The following is a 15,583-nucleotide window of genomic DNA, read 5'->3' as shown; positions in this document are numbered from 1 at the left end:
ACGCTACTTTATTGCGCCCCGATCCTGGCTAACGTAATGGCACGCTCGGGGCATGCAGTCACGCACAAGCCGCATGCCCGACACGCATCGGCGTTTGGGGTGTACGCGACTTTCATTCCGTGCACGCGGAGCTTGAATTTGTTCAGCGCGCCCAATTGCTGGTAGTCGGCCGTATCGATCCGGCGGATGTCGAAAACGTTCTCGGGACAGACTACCGCACAATCGCCTTTGCCTTCGCACCGTTTCAGATTGACCACGGGAGCAATCACGCCCGGGGCCTGTTTGCATGCGGATGTCGAAGCGGTGCTCATGCGAGATCCTCCGGACGCTTGCCGTCACCGGACGACAGGTTCTTCTGGAAATTTTCGCGCTCCTCGGGCGTCATCCGTTCCCACCGGCGCCAATGCCGGCGTCCGTGGCAACCGCCGCGCCCTCGGAATCCGCCAAACAGAATCCGGCTCAGAATCAACAGGCCCAATGCGTGCGGAAAATCGATCGCACGGCCACCGATGAACAGCGCCGGGATAACCCAATTCCATAGCGTCATCACCATCCATCCCAGCACGACAATGCCCACCAGAACCAGCAGTGCCATGCCGAAGCATCTCAGTTTGAATCTCATCTATCTGCTCCTTTAGATATCCAGTTCGTCATACACGGCTTGCAAGCGAACGCGCAGATGCAGAACCGCGTAACGCTTGCGTGCCAATAACGTGTTCACGCCGACACCGCTCTCGGCTGCGAGCTCCTTGAAGCTGCGCCCTTCCAGTTCATGAGCGACAAACACGTCGCGCTGATCCGCCGGCAATTCGTTGAGCGCCTCTTGCAGGGCTTCCAGCAGCACCGACCTTGCATAGAGGGCTTCAGGGCCTGCGTCCGTTGCCGGGAGGGCGAGATCCAGTCGATACTCGACGTCATCGGAGTCGTCGGCTATTTCGGCCAGCGGCTGCTCGCGGCGCTTGCGAAAGCGGTCGATGATGCGGTTTCGCGCCACGCGGAACAGCCACGCGCTAACCTGTTCGATCGGCGCAGGGAGACGGTAGGCTTGCACGAACTCGTGGAAGACATCCTGCAAGATGTCTTCAGCGTCGCCCTGATCGTGCACGCGACGCCGGATGAAATTCCCGAGCTTCGCACGCTCACGCAACACAGTTGCAGTGATGTCCGTGTCTCGTTCGATCATCGATTTCGGGGTGCGCGGCGGTTCCATACGTCTGTAGACGGTTCACGAACAGGAATATTGTGGGCGCCGGAAAAAATAGCGATGCTACGCCGGTGGCGGGCGTGTTCGGTCCGAAGACGGTGATATCGGCCGTTCGCTGCGCGGCCAGATTCTAGAAGCGCTCCACCCTGAACGGCTGGGGGTCCACGAGCGTTTTCTCGTGGGTCATCATCTCGGCGATCAGCCGGCCCGTGACTGGGCCTAGTGTCAGTCCGTGGTGCGCGTGGCCAAACGCGAACCACAAGTCTTTGTGACGTGGCGCGGGTCCGATGATCGGCATCATGTCGGGCGTACAGGGGCGCCGTCCCATCCAGGGTTCAGCGTCGAGACGCTTGCCCAATGGAAACAGCGTGCGCGCAATCGGCTCGACCGCGGCGAGCTGAGTGGGTGTTTTGGGCGCATCGCAGTGGGCGATTTCCGCTCCCGTGGTCAAGCGGATGCCTTTTGCCATGGGAGCCAGCACGTAGCCCTTCTCGACGTCCAGAATCGGATGATTCAGGCGAGCCCCTGTCTCGGGCGCGTAGTGCATGTGGTAGCCGCGTTTCACGGCGAGCGGCAAGCGATAACCGAGTCGCGAAGTTACGCGATCCGACCACGGCCCTAATGCGACGACCGCTGATGAAGCCGTGATCGTTCCCGCTTGCGTATCGACCGCCCAACCCTCACGAAACGAGTCCGCATCGCCGATGAAAAACCGTCCGCCGAGCGCTTCGAAATATTTCGCGTAGGCGGTGACGAGCGCGTTAGGGTCGCTCACGGAATTGGATGCCAGATAGCGCAAGCCGCCTAGCAGCGCTTTGTCGAGATCAGGCTCCTTCTGTTGCAGGCGGCCCGCATCCAGCGATTCGGACTCGACACCATATTCCTGAAGCCACCGTTCGGCGAGCCGGGTTTCCGCGTCCCGTGCTTTTTCGGTGCGAAACACCTTGATCCACCCGGTGGGGCGAAATAACGCGTTCGCACCGGCCGCGGCGGCCAGCGCGCGATGCTCGTCCAGGCAATGCTCGATCAGCGTCGCGTACGACTTCGCGATGGCCGCGTGTTTGGCTGGATGAGAATTGCGCCAGTATTGCCAAAGAAACGGTGCGGCCTTGAGTATGGCGTCGGCATGGTAGCGAACGTCCGGCGACTGGTTGCGCGCGTACCGAAGCAAGGTGCCGAAGTCGCGTGGAAAGGCATGGGGATACACGCCTTCGCGCTGGATCAACCCGGCGTTACCGAACGACGTTTCGTTGCCGGGTTGCTTGCGGTCCACCAGGGCGACGCTGCGGCCGCGTTTCTGGAGATGCACGGCAACGCTCACGCCGATAATGCCCGCGCCGAGCACGACGGTATCGAATTTCATTGTGGTCATGAATTCACTTGTTGCCGGATACGCCAGGCGCGCCAGTACTGCAAATTCGACATGGCCGGACGCATTGAAAAGAAAGGGTAAGCGACGTGGGACGGAGGCGCTCATGTCGCCCATTGACGCAGAGTATGTCAGAGTAACGACTCTCACTCGTGGAGCGCGCGCATGACTACCTTACCAATTGCCGACCGATGGTTCGAACTCAAACGCATCAGCGACGACATCACGCTGCTTTGGGAGCCTCATGTTGTCCCGCTGATGCGTTGCAATATCTGGCATGTGCGTGGCCGTGACCGGGATCTGATGATCGACACGGGGATGGGTATCGCCAGTCTTCAGGATGCCGCGAAGCATCTGCTGCAGAAGAACGTCACCGCCGTTGCGACGCATACGCACTCGGACCATATCGGCGGACATCATGAGTTCGAACACACGCTGGTCCACGAATTGGAGGCGGATAACCTGCGTGCGCCACGCGAGCGAGGCACCCTGCTGGCATCGGTATTGGGCGAGGCGGCCATTCGCCGGTATCGTGAAGTCGGCTATCCGTTCGACGGCGATCTGATCACGGCGCTACCCAGCGCCGATTACTCGATGTCCGACTATCACGTGCGGGCCGCAACGGTCACGGAGATCGTCAAGGAAGGGAACATCGTCGATCTCGGCAACCGGCATTTTGAGGTGCTGCATCTGCCCGGCCACTCACCGGGCAGCATTGGCCTATGGGAAGCGGCATCCGGCACGCTGTTTTCGGGCGATGCGATCTACGACGGCCCGCTGCTGGATGAAATTGGTGGCGCGGATATTCCGACCTATATGCGCACCATGAAGCGGCTGCGCGAATTGCCCGTGCAAGTAGTTCACGCCGGGCACGACGGGAGCTTCGGGCGGGAACGACTGCTTGAGCTGGTCGACGCGTATCTGGCTAAACGCACCTGACCGCGTCTGTTTTTAACCCGTTTCTAACCCCAATAACGCGTCTTACGCGTCTTTCAGCCAGGGCATTTCCACGGGCGACACCACCAGATGCCGGGATTCCCGTTTCAGCTCGAAGATGAATCCGACCAGAATCATGGAGTCGGCATACGGGATCGGGAATACCTGAGGATTTTCCGCCGTGCGCAGCGGGTGGGCGGGCGTGTTCGCTGTTGTCGCGGCGTTCTCGCGGACGCTTTCCAGTTCGTCGACCATTGCCTGACCACTTACTTTCAGCACGCGGCTACGCAGGTCGCTGAACGGTTCGATGCGCGCCCCGTCTTCGTTGTATTCGGGCACTTCATAGATGAACCAGGACATGTGCGTCTCCAAGGAAAAAGGCAAGTATTCTAGCAGTGGGCGTAACGCATCCGCGTTTTCCTCGCTCAGGAAATCGAGTTGCGCTCAGGCCCCACAACAATAAAAAAGACTGAGACAAAAGTCTCATCCGGAATGATGGTGCACTGCAATGTGCTGTTCTGGAACCCGCATGCTAAAAGTCATCCTAAGCGTGCCACTGAATGATGATGCGCGCCGAGCCGACCGGAGACATTCATGCCCTATGTTCCGCAAGTGAGACACATCGATCGGATCCGCAGGTTGATCGAAGGCCGAACGCCTGATCGCGGCGGTGATGCTACGCGGCTGACTTCATCGTATTGGCGCTCGCTCGAGCAATATCATCTCGATCCTGGTCTGACAAAGGGGCCGCGGATTCTGAGCGCGCCGGAACTGCGTGACGTACAGCACCGGGAAGAATCGGTTTTGCGGGCGTCGGGAGAATGTCTTTCGCGTCTGCATGAGACGGTTCGCGAAGCGGATTACTGCGTGATGCTCACCGATGCGCAGGGCGTGACGATCGATTATCGCGTTGACCGGGATCGGCGCCACGACTTCAAACGAGCGGGATTGTATTTAGGCTCCTGCTGGTCCGAGGAGGAAGAGGGAACCTGCGGCGTCGCGACCGTGCTGCTCGATTCGCAACCGATCACGGTTCATAAGACCGATCATTTTCGTGCCGCCTTCACCACGTTGACCTGCAGCGCCTCGCCCATCTTCGGGCTGGAAGGCGAACTGATCGGCGTGCTGGACGCATCGGCGATTCGCTCGCCTGACGAGCGCGAAAGCCAGCGTCTGGTCAACCATATCGTGCGTCATAGTGCGGTGTTGATCGAGGACAGCTTCTTTCTCAACGCGACTACGCATTACTGGGTTTTGCTGGCGCACCGCAATCGTCACTACGTGGAGGCCCAGCCGGAGATTCTGATCGCCTTCGATGCGCACGGAAACGCAGTCGCTGCCAATCGCCGGGCAAAAGAGTGCGTGCCTGGACTCGATCGGCTGCCACGACCGGTCTCCGAGCTATTCGATGTCCGCGCCGAGCGTCTTCTGGATGTCAGGCCAGGCCGCGACATGGTTTCGATCAAACTCGCGGGCAACGGCTCACCGCTTTATGCTCGCGTTCGTCCGCCCGTCATTCGCGCGCAACGGCAACTTGCATCGAAGCCTCGCAACCCCGCGCCTCAGGCGCAACCCACACTCACTGATATCGACGCCCTGGAGCGTGACCGCATCGTCGCCGCTCTGACGGATGCGAAATGGCATCCGGACGAGACGGCCAGAACCTTGGGCATCTCGCGCGCGACGCTTTACAGACGGATCGCGAAGTTCGGCATAGTCCCGCCTCACCGGCGCTAGCGGTCCACGCTATCCAGCGGGCAAAGAACCCGCGTGTTACTTCGACGTTTTACCAATCCGTATCGAATGGAGGAGCAACCATGCCTGAAAATAATGCAAGCAAGATTATTGGAAATGTTCTGGAATCTCTGGAATCGGCGCTTAAACGCGGTGATACCGCTGCGGCCGTCGCGTTGTTTCAGCCTGAGTGCTATTGGCGCGATCTGGTTGCGTTCACCTGGAATATCAAAACCATGGAGGGCCGGGACCAGATCGGCGCCATGCTCGACGCACAACTCGGCGCCATCAAGCCGACCAGGCTGCGGATCGCCGAAAATGAAGTACCGACCGAAGCCGACGGTTTGGCGCAGGCGTGGATCACCTTCGAAACGGAAGTTGCCCGCGGCAGCGGTTTTATCCGCGTGAAGGATGGCCTGATCTGGACTTTGCTGACCACCATGGGTGAGCTGAAAGGCCATGAGGAACCCAAGGGCAACCGTCGTCCGATGGGTGCGGAACATGGCGCACGTATGGACCGAACGAGCTGGAAGGAACGTCGGGAAGCCGAAGCGCAGGCGCTGGGTCGCGCGGAGCAACCCTACTGCTTGATCGTGGGCGGCGGGCAGGGTGGGATTGGACTGGGCGCGCGTTTGCGGCAACTGGGTGTGCCGACGATCATCGTCGATAAGAATCCGCGTCCTGGCGACCAGTGGCGCAACCGCTACAAGTCACTGTGTCTGCATGATCCGGTGTGGTACGACCATATGCCTTACTTGCCGTTCCCGGATAACTGGCCGGTTTTCACGCCCAAGGACAAGATCGGCGACTGGCTCGAGATGTACACCAAGGTCATGGAGTTGAACTATTGGGGATCGACTACTTGCAAGTCCGCGCGCTATGACGAAGCGAAGGCGGAATGGGTGGTCGAGGTCGAGCACGACGGCGAAACGCTGACGCTGCGGCCAAAGCAGCTTGTGCTTGCCACGGGCATGTCGGGTAAGCCGAATATCCCATCATTCAAAGGCATGGATGTGTTTAAGGGCGAGCAGCATCATTCGTCGAAACATCCGGGACCCGATGCGTACAAGGGCAAGAAAGTGGTCGTGATCGGTGCGAACAATTCGGCGCATGATATTTGCGCGGCGTTGTGGGAAGCGGGCGTCGACGTCACGATGGTTCAACGGTCTTCCACGCATATCGTGAAGTCAGATTCGCTGATGGAACTTGCTCTTGGGGATCTCTATTCTGAGCGCGCGGTAGCCTCTGGTATGACGACGTCGAAGGCTGATCTGACGTTTGCATCGATTCCGTACAAAATCCTGCACACGTTTCAAAAGCCCGTATGCGACGCGATCAGAGAGCGCGACGCGGAGTTCTACCAGCGTCTGGAAAAGCGCGGCTTCATGCTCGACTTCGGGGATGACAACTCGGGGCTCTTCATGAAGTATCTCCGGCGCGGGTCGGGTTACTACATTGATGTGGGCGCCGCCGACCTCGTAGCGGATGGCAAGATCAAGCTGAAGAGCGGTGTCGATGTGGTCGAACTGAAAGAGCACTCTGTCTTGCTAAGCGATGGCACCGAGTTGGAGGCGGACCTCGTCGTCTATGCAACCGGTTACGGATCGATGAACGGCTGGGCCGCCGATCTTATCTCGCGTGAAGTGGCGGATAAAGTGGGCAAGGTGTGGGGGCTGGGTTCGAATACGACGAAAGATCCGGGTCCGTGGGAAGGCGAGCAACGCAACATGTGGAAACCCACGCAGCAACCGGCCTTGTGGTTCCATGGCGGTAACCTGCATCAGTCGCGCCACTACTCGCAGTATTTATCTCTGCAATTGAAGGCACGCATGGAGGGAATTGCGACGCCGGTTTATGGCCTGCAGGAAGTGCATCACCTTTCCTGAAGTCGGTGTGTGGTCGATGCGCGTCGTCCCTTCGTTCCAATGCCAGGAGCACTGGCTAGGGTCGCGACGCGCGTCGATGAGCGGCTCAACCCGGATTGATTTCATCCTGGCTGCGGCGCGTAGTGCGAGGTCCAAAGACTCGCACTGTGATAGCCACGACGATCAGCGCAGCGGCGATGATGCCGAACATAGCGCCTGCTCCTTGCTGGTTCAACACGGGGAGCAATACGAAAGGCAGCATGCCACTAACGATGCGGGACAACGAGTATGTACTGCCGATGGCGGTTGAGCGCACACTCGCCGGAAAGATCTCAGACTGGTAGACGTGATACGCGTTGCTGAATACGTTCGAAGCGCATGTTGTCAACACACCAAAGAGAACGATCAGCGCCGAGCTGTTGGAATAGGCAAAACCCAGGCCAAAAACCGCAATGGACAATATGGCGCCGATCACCAGTGTGCGGCGTTCAATCCAGTTGAGCAGCGGAATAGAAAGCAGCGATCCAACCGGGTAGCCGAGAAACGACAGAGCGATAAAAAGCGTGCCGTCCGTCACGTCAAAGCCACGGCTTTTCACCACGGTGCTGGCGAGCGTGCCGAAACCATAGTAACCAAATCCCTGAAGCAGATGGAAGATGGTCAACATCAGGTAGCGCTTGTCATAGGGAGGGCGGCGCAGCAGTGCAATACGCTCGCCCAACGTCATGGGATTCCGCTTGACGTTGGTTTCAGGTGAGATGACCGATACCGTCACTCCTGCACTGGCGGCAAAGCGCCGAAGCATCGCATGAGCCTCCTCGACGCGGCCCTGAGCCAGTAGCCAGCGCGGACTTTCGGGCAGCTTATGTTGCACGAGCAGAACCAGTACCGCGCCCAGGCTGCCGATCACCAGAATAACGCGCCAGCCTGCCACGGCGCCGAAGTGCAGAGGGTTGAGCCAAAGCGCCAAGAATCCAACTAGTGGCACGGCGACATACGAGGTGGTGTACGCCCATGCAGCCATTCGCCCGCGACGTTCCTTGGGCAGAATCTCGGACAGAAAGCTGTCGGCAACGGGATAGATCGCACCTACGCCAATGCCGGTGAGGAAGCGGCAGATCACCAGCATCTCGGCGTTGACCGAGAATGCGCCGATCAGCGAAAAGGCGCTGTACCAGATAAGGTTGAACAGGAAGGCCCTGCGCCGCCCAATTCGGTCGGCCATGCTACCCAGAAAAAGCGAGCCAAAGAACATGCCGATAAATGCCGAGGCCAGCAGCAGCTTGAAGTCCGTGCTGTGTCTATCGATACCGTATTCTCCCTGCAACGCCGTGCCGATCGAGCTGACAAGGAAAATCTCGAACATGTCGAAGAACAAGCCTATGCCGATCACCCACACCACAAATCGATGCAGCGAACCCGCAGGCATGTTATCCATCCAGCCGCCCAGCGTCGTGGCCTTGGCATGAAGGGCGTGTGTATCGTCGGCCGCGCTCGGTTCGGGTGAGGCAATGCGCGAATTGACGGTCGCACTGCCGCTCACGTGCAGATTTCTGGTGTTCATGTTTGTCTCCGTTTCTTTGCTTTCGGGTCGGCTTATGCGCCGTTCACCACGTTGATCGGCGCGTATAAATCGCCGGATCTTGGATAGCAGGGTGTCATTCCATCAAGCCATCAGTTCGGATATCTCGATCAGATTCAGATCGGGGTCCCGCACATACACCGAACGAATCTTCTGCGTGGCACCGGTGCGCGCAACCGGGCCTTCGACAATTGGCCATTCGCAACGGGCCAGATGCGCAATTACTTCGTCGAGCGGTACCGTGGCGATGAAGCACAGGTCGAGCGCGCCCGGTACGGGAACATGGGCCTTCGGCTCAAACTCAGTGCCACGCACATGGACGTTGATCTTCTGATTACCGAAGCGAAATGCAATACGTCCTTCGCCAAACGTCTCGAGTTGCATCTGCATGACCTCGGTATAGAACCGCTTCGTCGCAGCGAAATCGACGCAAGTGAGTACGAGTTGATCAAGGTGGTCGATGAATGCCACGTCCTGCTCCTTATGAAAATGCGTGTTGTTCCGGCAGGCCGTCAGCGGTGCTGCAAGGCATCGAATGCAGATCCAGGCGCCGTCCTGCCTTCAGCAACTGGCTCGGCACGTCGTGGCCGATCAGTCCAGGAAGCAGGGCGGAGGCGGATAGCACGGCAGCGAGATCCACGCCGGTGTCGTAGCCGTCGAGCTCGAGCATATGCACCAGTTCCTCAGTGCAGACGTTGCCCGTTGCACCTGGCGCGTAGGGGCATCCGCCGAGACCGCCGAGCGATGCGTCGAAGCGATCGATGCCGGCATCCAGCGCGGCGAGCGTGTTGGCGAGCGCTATGCCACGCGTGTTATGAAAATGCAGCGTGAGTTCGAGCGCGGCAAAGCGCTCGCGCGCGGCGGCGCACAGCGTACCAACCTGCGACGGGTAAGCCATGCCGGTGGTATCGCACAACGTCACGCCATGCACGCCGAGATCGGCGAAGCGTTGCATCCACCCCAGCACTTCAGCCTGGTTGATATCGCCTTCCATGGGGCAGCCCATCGCCGTGGACAGCGATACGTTGATCGCCACCTTCGTTTGCCTGACCACGCCGATCACGTCGCGTAACTGGGCGAACGACTGCTCGCGGCTCATGCGCAGGTTCGCGCGGTTGTGACTCTCGCTGACCGACATCACGAGATTGACTTCATCGACGCCGCACGACAGCGCGCGCTCTGCGCCGCGCAGATTCGGAACGAGCACGGTATAGACGACGCCTTCACGTCGCACGATCCGTTGCATCACTGCTTCGGCGTCACGCAAGGCGGGAATCGCTTTCGGCGACGTGAACGAAGTCACTTCGATCTTGGCGTAACCGCACGCACTCAGACGATCGATCAGTTCGATCTTGGCGTCGGTGTCGATGAAGCGGGCCTCGTTCTGGAAGCCGTCGCGGGTGGCGACCTCCTGGATGTACAGACGCTTGCTGCTCATGCCGTGCTCCTGTTCAGATGATGCCGCGTGCGCGCCAGGCGTCGCGGGTCGTCGTGTCGATGCCGAGGTTTTCAAGCACTTCGTCGGTGTGCTGGCCGAGCGTGGGCGCCTGGGTGTTCACCGTACCCGGCGTCGCGCTCAGCTTCGGGACGATGCCGGGCAGTTGCACGGGCGTACCGTCGGGGAGCTGGCCGTCAAGAATCATGTCGCGTGCGTGGTAATGCGGGTCGCTCGCAATGTCGGCGACGTCGTAGATCTTTCCGGCGGGAATGCGGGCTTCGTTGAGCGCAGCGAGCACGTCGTCGAGCGTGTGGCGAAGGGTCCATTCGGCGATCGCGGCGTCCAGCCGCTCGACGTTCTTTACGCGGCCATCGTTTTGAGCGAGTGCGGGGTCGTCGGCCAGATCCTGACGGCCGATCAGTTCCATCAGACGCCGGAAGATGCTGTCGCCATTGCCCGCGATCAGCGCATATTTGCCGTCGCTGCAGCGATACGCATTCGATGGCGCGATCCCGGGCAAGCTGCTGCCCGCCGGTTGACGCACGGCGCCGAACGCCGAGTACTCGGGCAGCAGGCTTTCCATCATGTTGAAGACCGACTCGTAGAGCGCGACGTCGATCATCTGGCCCGCACCGCCGTTCTGATCGCGATGGCGCAGCGCGAGCAGGATGCCGATCACGCCATGCAAGGCGGAGAGGGAGTCGCCGATGGAGATGCCCACGCGCACCGGTGTGCGGTTGGTTTCGCCACTCAGATGCCGCAAGCCGCCCATCGCTTCGCCGATGACGCCGAAGCCAGGGCGGTCGCGGTAGGGGCCGGTCTGCCCATAGCCGGACACGCGCAGCATTACGAGGCCCGGATTTAAGGCATGCAATTCTTCCCAGCCGAGGCCCCATTTCTCGAGCGTGCCAGGACGAAAGTTTTCGATCAGCACATCGCTTTGCGCGACTAGCTGGCGAACCACGTCCTGGCCTTCGGGCGAGCGAAGATCGAGCGTGACGGATTCCTTGTTGCGCGATTGCGCCGCCCACCAGACGGACGTGCCTTCATGCAGCAGACGCCATTTGCGCAGCGGGTCGCCTGTGCCGGGTGGTTCGATCTTGATGACATGCGCACCGAACTCGGCGAGCATTTTTCCAGCGAAGGGACCTGCGATGAGCTGGCCCATTTCAAGCACGCGAACGCCTTCCAGCGGCTTCGTCATGGTTGTCTCCTTGCAAACGTCGTTCTCTTGACGCTTACTTTGCGACAACCCGCGCGTGCTGAAAATCAATGGATTCTCAACGACCCTTTCCGTTCTGGAAAGGGTCGGCGAGCTTAACTGTCGGTGCCGTCTGTGCGGCCGGACATGAAGTCGAGAAGGCGCAGCGCTTCGGGCGACAGCGTTTCGCGCGAGAGTGTACCGATCCACAAGGTGCGCTGCGCCCACGCGTCGGTGAGGTTCACGGCGCGCAGGCCTGTCGCGAGAATTTCGGTGCGCACAGCGCCCTCGGGCAATATGCCGATGCCGAGCCCGTGCTCGATCATCCGGCAGATGCCGTCGAAGCTGTGCACCTGGATGCGTAGCTTGAGGGCCCGGTCCGCGCTGAATGCGGCATCGAGCAACCGCGCGAGCAGTGAACTGCCTTCGTTCAGGCCGACGTACTCGAAGTCGAGCGTATCGGCGAAGGCGACTTCTTCGAGGGACGCGAGGGGATGGTCTTGCGGCACCAGCAGCACGAGCTTGTCCTGACGATAGACCGCCTTCTCGATACCAGGCGCCAGCACGTTGTCCGCAAAGATGCCGATGTCGGCGGTGCCGCTGCGGATCGCCGCGACGACTTCGTCGCTCAGGCGCTCCTCGAGCGATATCTTTACGCTGGGGTTGTCGGAGAGAAAAGCCTGCACGTCGTGAGGCAGGAACTGGATGATCGATGACGTGTTGGCCCAGACTCGCACGTGGCCACGCACGCCGGCGGCGTAGTCGCTCATCTCGTTGGCCATGCGGTTCACGCGATCGGCGACTTGCCGGGCATGTGCGAGCAGGCCCTTGCCGGCGGCAGTCAGCTCGATGCCGCGCGGTTGCCGCAACATGAGCGTGCAATCGATGCTGCGCTCCAGGTCGGCCATGCGTTTGCTGACCGCTGACAACGTCATGCAAGTACGCTCAGCCGCTTTCGTCAGGCTGCCGAGTTCTGCTACGACGATGAAAAGGCGCAGCGATTGCAGGTCGTAGTGAGAGGAACTGGTCATGGGTGTATGGCGTTTAGCGCGACTGGAAGTCGATAGCCTGCGCGTCGGGTCCTGGCCCGGCGTGGCGGGCTGACTTCGTGTGAAGCATAGCAGGGAGCGGGGCGCTGCCGGTCTGGGCAGTGCTGGACGTTGCTGAACGCTGCGATAGGGGAGGCGCTTCGCAGCGGATTTAAGCGGCATGACTACCTTTACCCGCCTGTGTTTCGACTTGCACAGTTGTTGTGCAGCCGTATGCGGATTTTCGTTGTGATTTATTATCTGCTCCAGTGAACGCCACGTGGCGTCGAGGCATACGGAACACCGTGTGCAGTGCGTTTCTGCATTGACTGATCTGAGCGTCACCGTACAGACTTGCCGGGTCAGCCGTACGATTCTGGAATCTCAACGATCTGCTGCATCATGTCCTCGGGCTTTGCGGGCAATCCAGCAGAACGATCGCGCTACTACGATGAAACTGTCCGTCCTCCGCATGCTGATCGCCATTCCGTCGCTGGGCGTGGGATTCTCTGCAGCCGTGTGCAACGCCTATGCGCTCGATGCAAAACTGGACTGCCAGTCGAGCCCGCATGATTTCATTGCGCCGCTTCTGGACGAGCAGTCGATCGATGCCAAGCCAATGCGCATTGAAGCGAACTCGGTCAATGCATTTCGTCCCACGCGTGGCAGTAACCTGACGGCATTCGGCTTTCATGTCTATGCCGTCTTCGGGTACGAGCAAAACGATCCCATCTTCAAACAAGGCACCGGCCAACCGGTTACGCCACCGACATACGGCGTGGTGGTGACCGGCTCTGCCGCAGCGGTTGAGGCAAGCGTACGGCGGGCCGGCAGCGATGCGGCCATTCGCGACGTCGTTCCACTTTTTCTCACAGCCGTCTTCTGCAATGGGCATTGACGGCTGTGCTGCGTGCGCACGAGAAGCGAGGAGACAATCATGCATATGCTCACCAATGCCGGTCCGCTGGTTTCATTGATCGCAGGCATTCTGATTCTTGTCGTGCCGCGCCTCTTGAACTACATCGTCGCGATCTATCTGATCGTGATCGGACTGCTGGGGCTGTTCGGAAGCCACATTCGTTGAACGCGCATCCTTCTTTTTTCCCCAGCCTGTTCGATCAGCCCTTCGCCCACGCAGCGGCCGTGGCAACCGCGAAGTCCCGGTAGGATCGCGGCTGCCGCCCGAGCAGCGTAGCCAGGCGATCGACTTCCGCTTTCGAAGCGACCGCGCCGTCCTGTTGATACCGCTGCATCATCAGGCGCATATCGTAGGCGAGCCAACCCGGCGCGACCGCCTTGAGACGCTGTTCGAGGATGTCGAGATCGTCGCCGCCGTAGCGAACCGGACGTCCCAGCGCTTCGGCCCAGATCGCAGCGATGCTCTCCGAAGTCAGCGCGTCAGGACCGACGAGTTCGTATGTTTCACGCGGTAGCGCATTGGCTGCGCGCTCGCGGCGCAGGAGTTCGCGTGCCGCGGCTTCGCCGATATCGCGGACGTCGACCATGGAAATCCCTTTGCTGCCAATCGGCATGCCGTAGACACCGTGCGTCAGAAGTGGGTCTTTCTGCCTGACGTCGTTCTGGATGAAATAGGCGGGGCGCAGCACCGTCGCCGGCAGGTCGCAATGTTCGATCATGCGCTCGACCGTGTGCTTGCCGGTGAAGTGCGGCACGTCGACATACTCCGCGCCCTTGAAAACCGACAGATAAACAATGCCTTTCACACCGGCCTCCCGCGCGATGCTCAGCGTCTGCAGTGCCTGTGTCAGTTCGTCCGCGGCGTTGGGGGCCAGCAGGAACACCGTGCTGACGCCGCTCAGTGCGCGCCGCACTGCGTCGATGTCGGACAGGTCGCCCTTGACCGCGGTGACGCCAGCGGGGAATTGCGCTTTTTCCGGTGAGCGGGTCAGTGCCCGCACTTCGACGCCGCTGCCGTTCAGATGGTCGAGAACCTGCTTGCCGACTACGCCTGTGCTGCCAGTTACGAGGATTGCCATGATTTTCTCCTGGGGTTGAATGGACTGCGTGAGTCCGTGAGACGAACAATAGTCGTTCCATTGAGTGACCGAAAGTGCCAGAATCGAGACATCTCGTCTCGTAAATGGAACGATCATGGATTTGACGTCACTGGCGGATTTCAACGCCGTTGCACTGCATGGCGGCTTCGGGCCGGCCAGTCGCGCGCTCGACCGTCCCAAGGCCACGCTGTCGCGGCGCGTGGCCGAGCTGGAAGAAGACCTCGGCGTGCGGCTGATCGAGCGGGGCGCACGCAGGCTGCGTTTGACCGAGGAAGGTCTCGCACTCCACGAGCGCACGCGGGGGCTCATGACGGAGATTCAGGAGGCGGGGGAAGCGGTCGCGTCGCGTGCGCCGGTGCCGCGCGGGCGCTTGCGCATCAGCGCGCCGGTCGTGTTCGCGCATGTCCTGTTATGCCGGATCGCTGCGCGCTTTGCGCTGGCCTATCCGCAGGTCGAGCTCGAAATCATCGCGGAAGACCGCGTCGCGGATCCGGTAGAGGACGGTTACGACCTGGTGATCCGTATCAATCCACCGCATGACGAGCAGCTCGTCGGGCGGCGCATTCTCGGTGACGAGCGCCTCGTGGTCGCTGCGCCGACTTTGTCGATACCGTCGATGCCCGCAGGCGAAGCCGACGAGTTGCAGGTGCCGGCGGTCGTGTCGATAGCGGCCCATGCCGACTTGCTCTGGAACATGCGCACGGAAGACGGCGTGAGGGTCATCAAGCCGATGCCGATGTTGCGGATGTCATCGCTGCTGATGGTGCGCGAGGCCGTGCTGCAAGGTGTGGGTGCGGCGCTCCTGCCTCGCCTGCTGGTCGAACAGGATGTGGCGACGGGGCGGCTGGTTTGTTGGGGCGCAGAGGCAGGGCCGCCGGTGGAAATCTGGGCGCTCTATAGTTCGCGCCGTTTGCTGAGCGCGAAGGTGCGCGCGTTTATAGACATGCTGAAACCCGACTCAGTCAGGTTCTGATGGCTGCTGTTTGAACAGGGCAAGCGCGCAGAAGCTCACCAAACACGCCGGCGCCACGCACATCTTTCTTCCGCCTTTAGTCATGCTTGCTGGTCTTATGCGTATGCGATCCTTAATGACATCAACTTGAGCGATACTCGCGAATTTGCGAATGACCGGCAATAAATATGCTTGCTGAATTTATTACGTTTTATTCAATGATTTAGGGTGATTTACGGTGATTTATGTTATCGAG

General features: G+C 60.2%; 17 protein-coding genes. 6 read left to right on the top strand and 11 right to left on the bottom strand.

Annotation, left to right across the window (positions count from 1 at the left end):
• Positions 1-8 precede the first annotated feature (8 nt).
• The 4 genes from M0D68_RS00480 to M0D68_RS00465 all read right to left on the bottom strand — a co-directional run bounded on the left by M0D68_RS00480 (position 9) and on the right by M0D68_RS00465 (position 2,567).
• A complete protein-coding gene (locus M0D68_RS00480; protein WP_093637448.1) occupies positions 9-311 on the bottom strand; it encodes a 4Fe-4S dicluster domain-containing protein in 303 nt (100 codons plus the stop codon).
• Positions 308-622, bottom strand: a complete 315-nt coding sequence (locus M0D68_RS00475; RefSeq protein WP_200652094.1) for a hypothetical protein — start codon at positions 620-622, stop codon at positions 308-310. Before M0D68_RS00475 ends, M0D68_RS00480 begins: the two co-directional genes overlap by 4 nt.
• A 12-nt stretch (positions 623-634) precedes the next feature.
• The gene (locus tag M0D68_RS00470) at positions 635-1,210 is read right to left on the bottom strand and encodes an RNA polymerase sigma factor (protein WP_266223501.1); all 576 of its coding nucleotides are present in this window, start codon (positions 1,208-1,210) and stop codon (positions 635-637) included.
• Positions 1,211-1,334: 124 nt separating this feature from the next.
• Positions 1,335-2,567 (bottom strand): FAD-binding oxidoreductase, encoded by a 1,233-nt coding sequence (locus tag M0D68_RS00465; RefSeq protein ID WP_266223942.1) that lies wholly within the window; start codon positions 2,565-2,567, stop codon positions 1,335-1,337.
• A 171-nt stretch (positions 2,568-2,738) separates the two neighbouring features.
• On the opposite strand from M0D68_RS00465, the gene M0D68_RS00460 reads away from it, so the two are divergent.
• Complete coding sequence (locus M0D68_RS00460) at positions 2,739-3,512, top strand: MBL fold metallo-hydrolase (protein ID WP_266223500.1); 774 nt, start codon at positions 2,739-2,741, stop codon at positions 3,510-3,512.
• A gap of 42 nt (positions 3,513-3,554) precedes the next feature.
• Here the strand turns inward: M0D68_RS00460 and M0D68_RS00455 are convergent, their stop codons facing one another.
• Positions 3,555-3,869: a helicase gene (locus tag M0D68_RS00455; protein WP_093637433.1), complete on the bottom strand. Its 315-nt coding sequence runs from the start codon at positions 3,867-3,869 to the stop codon at positions 3,555-3,557.
• 234 nt (positions 3,870-4,103) lie between these two features.
• On the opposite strand from M0D68_RS00455, the gene M0D68_RS00450 reads away from it, so the two are divergent.
• Positions 4,104-5,246, top strand: coding sequence for a sigma-54-dependent Fis family transcriptional regulator (locus M0D68_RS00450; protein ID WP_266223499.1), 1,143 nt, complete (start codon positions 4,104-4,106; stop codon positions 5,244-5,246).
• Positions 5,247-5,326: 80 nt separating this feature from the next.
• Entirely contained in the window at positions 5,327-7,129 is a 1,803-nt protein-coding gene (locus tag M0D68_RS00445) for an NAD(P)/FAD-dependent oxidoreductase (RefSeq protein ID WP_266223498.1), read from the top strand.
• 85 nt (positions 7,130-7,214) lie between these two features.
• On the opposite strand, the gene M0D68_RS00440 is transcribed toward M0D68_RS00445, so the two are convergent.
• The 5 genes from M0D68_RS00440 to M0D68_RS00420 form a co-directional block, all read right to left on the bottom strand.
• Positions 7,215-8,672 carry an MFS transporter gene (locus M0D68_RS00440; protein ID WP_266223497.1) on the bottom strand — a complete coding sequence of 486 codons (1,458 nt, stop codon included), beginning with the start codon at positions 8,670-8,672 and terminating at the stop codon, positions 7,215-7,217.
• A gap of 102 nt (positions 8,673-8,774) precedes the next feature.
• Positions 8,775-9,161 carry a VOC family protein gene (locus M0D68_RS00435; RefSeq protein ID WP_266223496.1) on the bottom strand — a complete coding sequence of 129 codons (387 nt, stop codon included), beginning with the start codon at positions 9,159-9,161 and terminating at the stop codon, positions 8,775-8,777.
• 10 nt (positions 9,162-9,171) lie between these two features.
• Positions 9,172-10,128, bottom strand: a complete 957-nt coding sequence (locus M0D68_RS00430; RefSeq protein ID WP_266223495.1) for a hydroxymethylglutaryl-CoA lyase — start codon at positions 10,126-10,128, stop codon at positions 9,172-9,174.
• Positions 10,129-10,141: 13 nt separating this feature from the next.
• Complete coding sequence (locus M0D68_RS00425) at positions 10,142-11,332, bottom strand: CaiB/BaiF CoA-transferase family protein (protein ID WP_256456836.1); 1,191 nt, start codon at positions 11,330-11,332, stop codon at positions 10,142-10,144.
• Positions 11,333-11,445: 113 nt separating this feature from the next.
• Entirely contained in the window at positions 11,446-12,360 is a 915-nt protein-coding gene (locus M0D68_RS00420; protein WP_200619561.1) for a LysR family transcriptional regulator, read from the bottom strand.
• A 469-nt stretch (positions 12,361-12,829) separates the two neighbouring features.
• Between M0D68_RS00420 and M0D68_RS00415 the strand changes: the two genes are divergently transcribed.
• Both M0D68_RS00415 and M0D68_RS00410 read left to right on the top strand, forming a co-directional pair.
• Complete coding sequence (locus tag M0D68_RS00415; protein WP_236078209.1) at positions 12,830-13,255, top strand: hypothetical protein; 426 nt, start codon at positions 12,830-12,832, stop codon at positions 13,253-13,255.
• Positions 13,256-13,294: 39 nt separating this feature from the next.
• A complete protein-coding gene (locus tag M0D68_RS00410) occupies positions 13,295-13,441 on the top strand; it encodes a DUF3096 domain-containing protein (RefSeq protein ID WP_093637406.1) in 147 nt (48 codons plus the stop codon).
• A 34-nt stretch (positions 13,442-13,475) separates the two neighbouring features.
• On the opposite strand, the gene M0D68_RS00405 is transcribed toward M0D68_RS00410, so the two are convergent.
• The gene (locus M0D68_RS00405; RefSeq protein ID WP_266223494.1) at positions 13,476-14,354 is read right to left on the bottom strand and encodes an NmrA/HSCARG family protein; all 879 of its coding nucleotides are present in this window, start codon (positions 14,352-14,354) and stop codon (positions 13,476-13,478) included.
• A gap of 115 nt (positions 14,355-14,469) precedes the next feature.
• Here M0D68_RS00405 and M0D68_RS00400 point away from each other — a divergent pair, with 115 nt between their 5' ends.
• On the top strand, positions 14,470-15,348 hold the full coding sequence (locus tag M0D68_RS00400) for a LysR family transcriptional regulator (RefSeq protein WP_266223493.1): 879 nt from the start codon (positions 14,470-14,472) through the stop codon (positions 15,346-15,348).
• The last annotated feature ends 235 nt before the right edge of the window (positions 15,349-15,583 follow it).

It is taken from the genome of Paraburkholderia sp. SEWSISQ10-3 4, from assembly GCF_030464785.1.
Classification (GTDB): domain Bacteria; phylum Pseudomonadota; class Gammaproteobacteria; order Burkholderiales; family Burkholderiaceae; genus Paraburkholderia; species Paraburkholderia aspalathi.
The sequence above is the reverse complement of the archived record's forward strand: the minus strand, read 5'-3'. Positions and strand labels throughout refer to the sequence as shown.

Bases quoted from the DNA above. Each gene is read 5' to 3' on its own strand.
- M0D68_RS00480 (WP_093637448.1), bottom strand. From the start codon at position 311: ATGAGCACCGCTTCGACATCCGCATGCAAACAGGCCCCGGGCGTGATT.
- M0D68_RS00475 (WP_200652094.1), bottom strand. From the start codon at position 622: ATGAGATTCAAACTGAGATGCTTCGGCATGGCACTGCTGGTTCTGGTG.
- M0D68_RS00470 (WP_266223501.1), bottom strand. From the start codon at position 1,210: ATGGAACCGCCGCGCACCCCGAAATCGATGATCGAACGAGACACGGAC.
- M0D68_RS00465 (WP_266223942.1), bottom strand. From the start codon at position 2,567: ATGAAATTCGATACCGTCGTGCTCGGCGCGGGCATTATCGGCGTGAGC.
- M0D68_RS00460 (WP_266223500.1), top strand. From the start codon at position 2,739: ATGACTACCTTACCAATTGCCGACCGATGGTTCGAACTCAAACGCATC.
- M0D68_RS00455 (WP_093637433.1), bottom strand. From the start codon at position 3,869: ATGTCCTGGTTCATCTATGAAGTGCCCGAATACAACGAAGACGGGGCG.
- M0D68_RS00450 (WP_266223499.1), top strand. From the start codon at position 4,104: ATGCCCTATGTTCCGCAAGTGAGACACATCGATCGGATCCGCAGGTTG.
- M0D68_RS00445 (WP_266223498.1), top strand. From the start codon at position 5,327: ATGCCTGAAAATAATGCAAGCAAGATTATTGGAAATGTTCTGGAATCT.
- M0D68_RS00440 (WP_266223497.1), bottom strand. From the start codon at position 8,672: ATGAACACCAGAAATCTGCACGTGAGCGGCAGTGCGACCGTCAATTCG.
- M0D68_RS00430 (WP_266223495.1), bottom strand. From the start codon at position 10,128: ATGAGCAGCAAGCGTCTGTACATCCAGGAGGTCGCCACCCGCGACGGC.
- M0D68_RS00425 (WP_256456836.1), bottom strand. From the start codon at position 11,332: ATGACGAAGCCGCTGGAAGGCGTTCGCGTGCTTGAAATGGGCCAGCTC.
- M0D68_RS00420 (WP_200619561.1), bottom strand. From the start codon at position 12,360: ATGACCAGTTCCTCTCACTACGACCTGCAATCGCTGCGCCTTTTCATC.
- M0D68_RS00415 (WP_236078209.1), top strand. From the start codon at position 12,830: ATGCTGATCGCCATTCCGTCGCTGGGCGTGGGATTCTCTGCAGCCGTG.
- M0D68_RS00410 (WP_093637406.1), top strand. From the start codon at position 13,295: ATGCATATGCTCACCAATGCCGGTCCGCTGGTTTCATTGATCGCAGGC.
- M0D68_RS00405 (WP_266223494.1), bottom strand. From the start codon at position 14,354: ATGGCAATCCTCGTAACTGGCAGCACAGGCGTAGTCGGCAAGCAGGTT.
- M0D68_RS00400 (WP_266223493.1), top strand. From the start codon at position 14,470: ATGGATTTGACGTCACTGGCGGATTTCAACGCCGTTGCACTGCATGGC.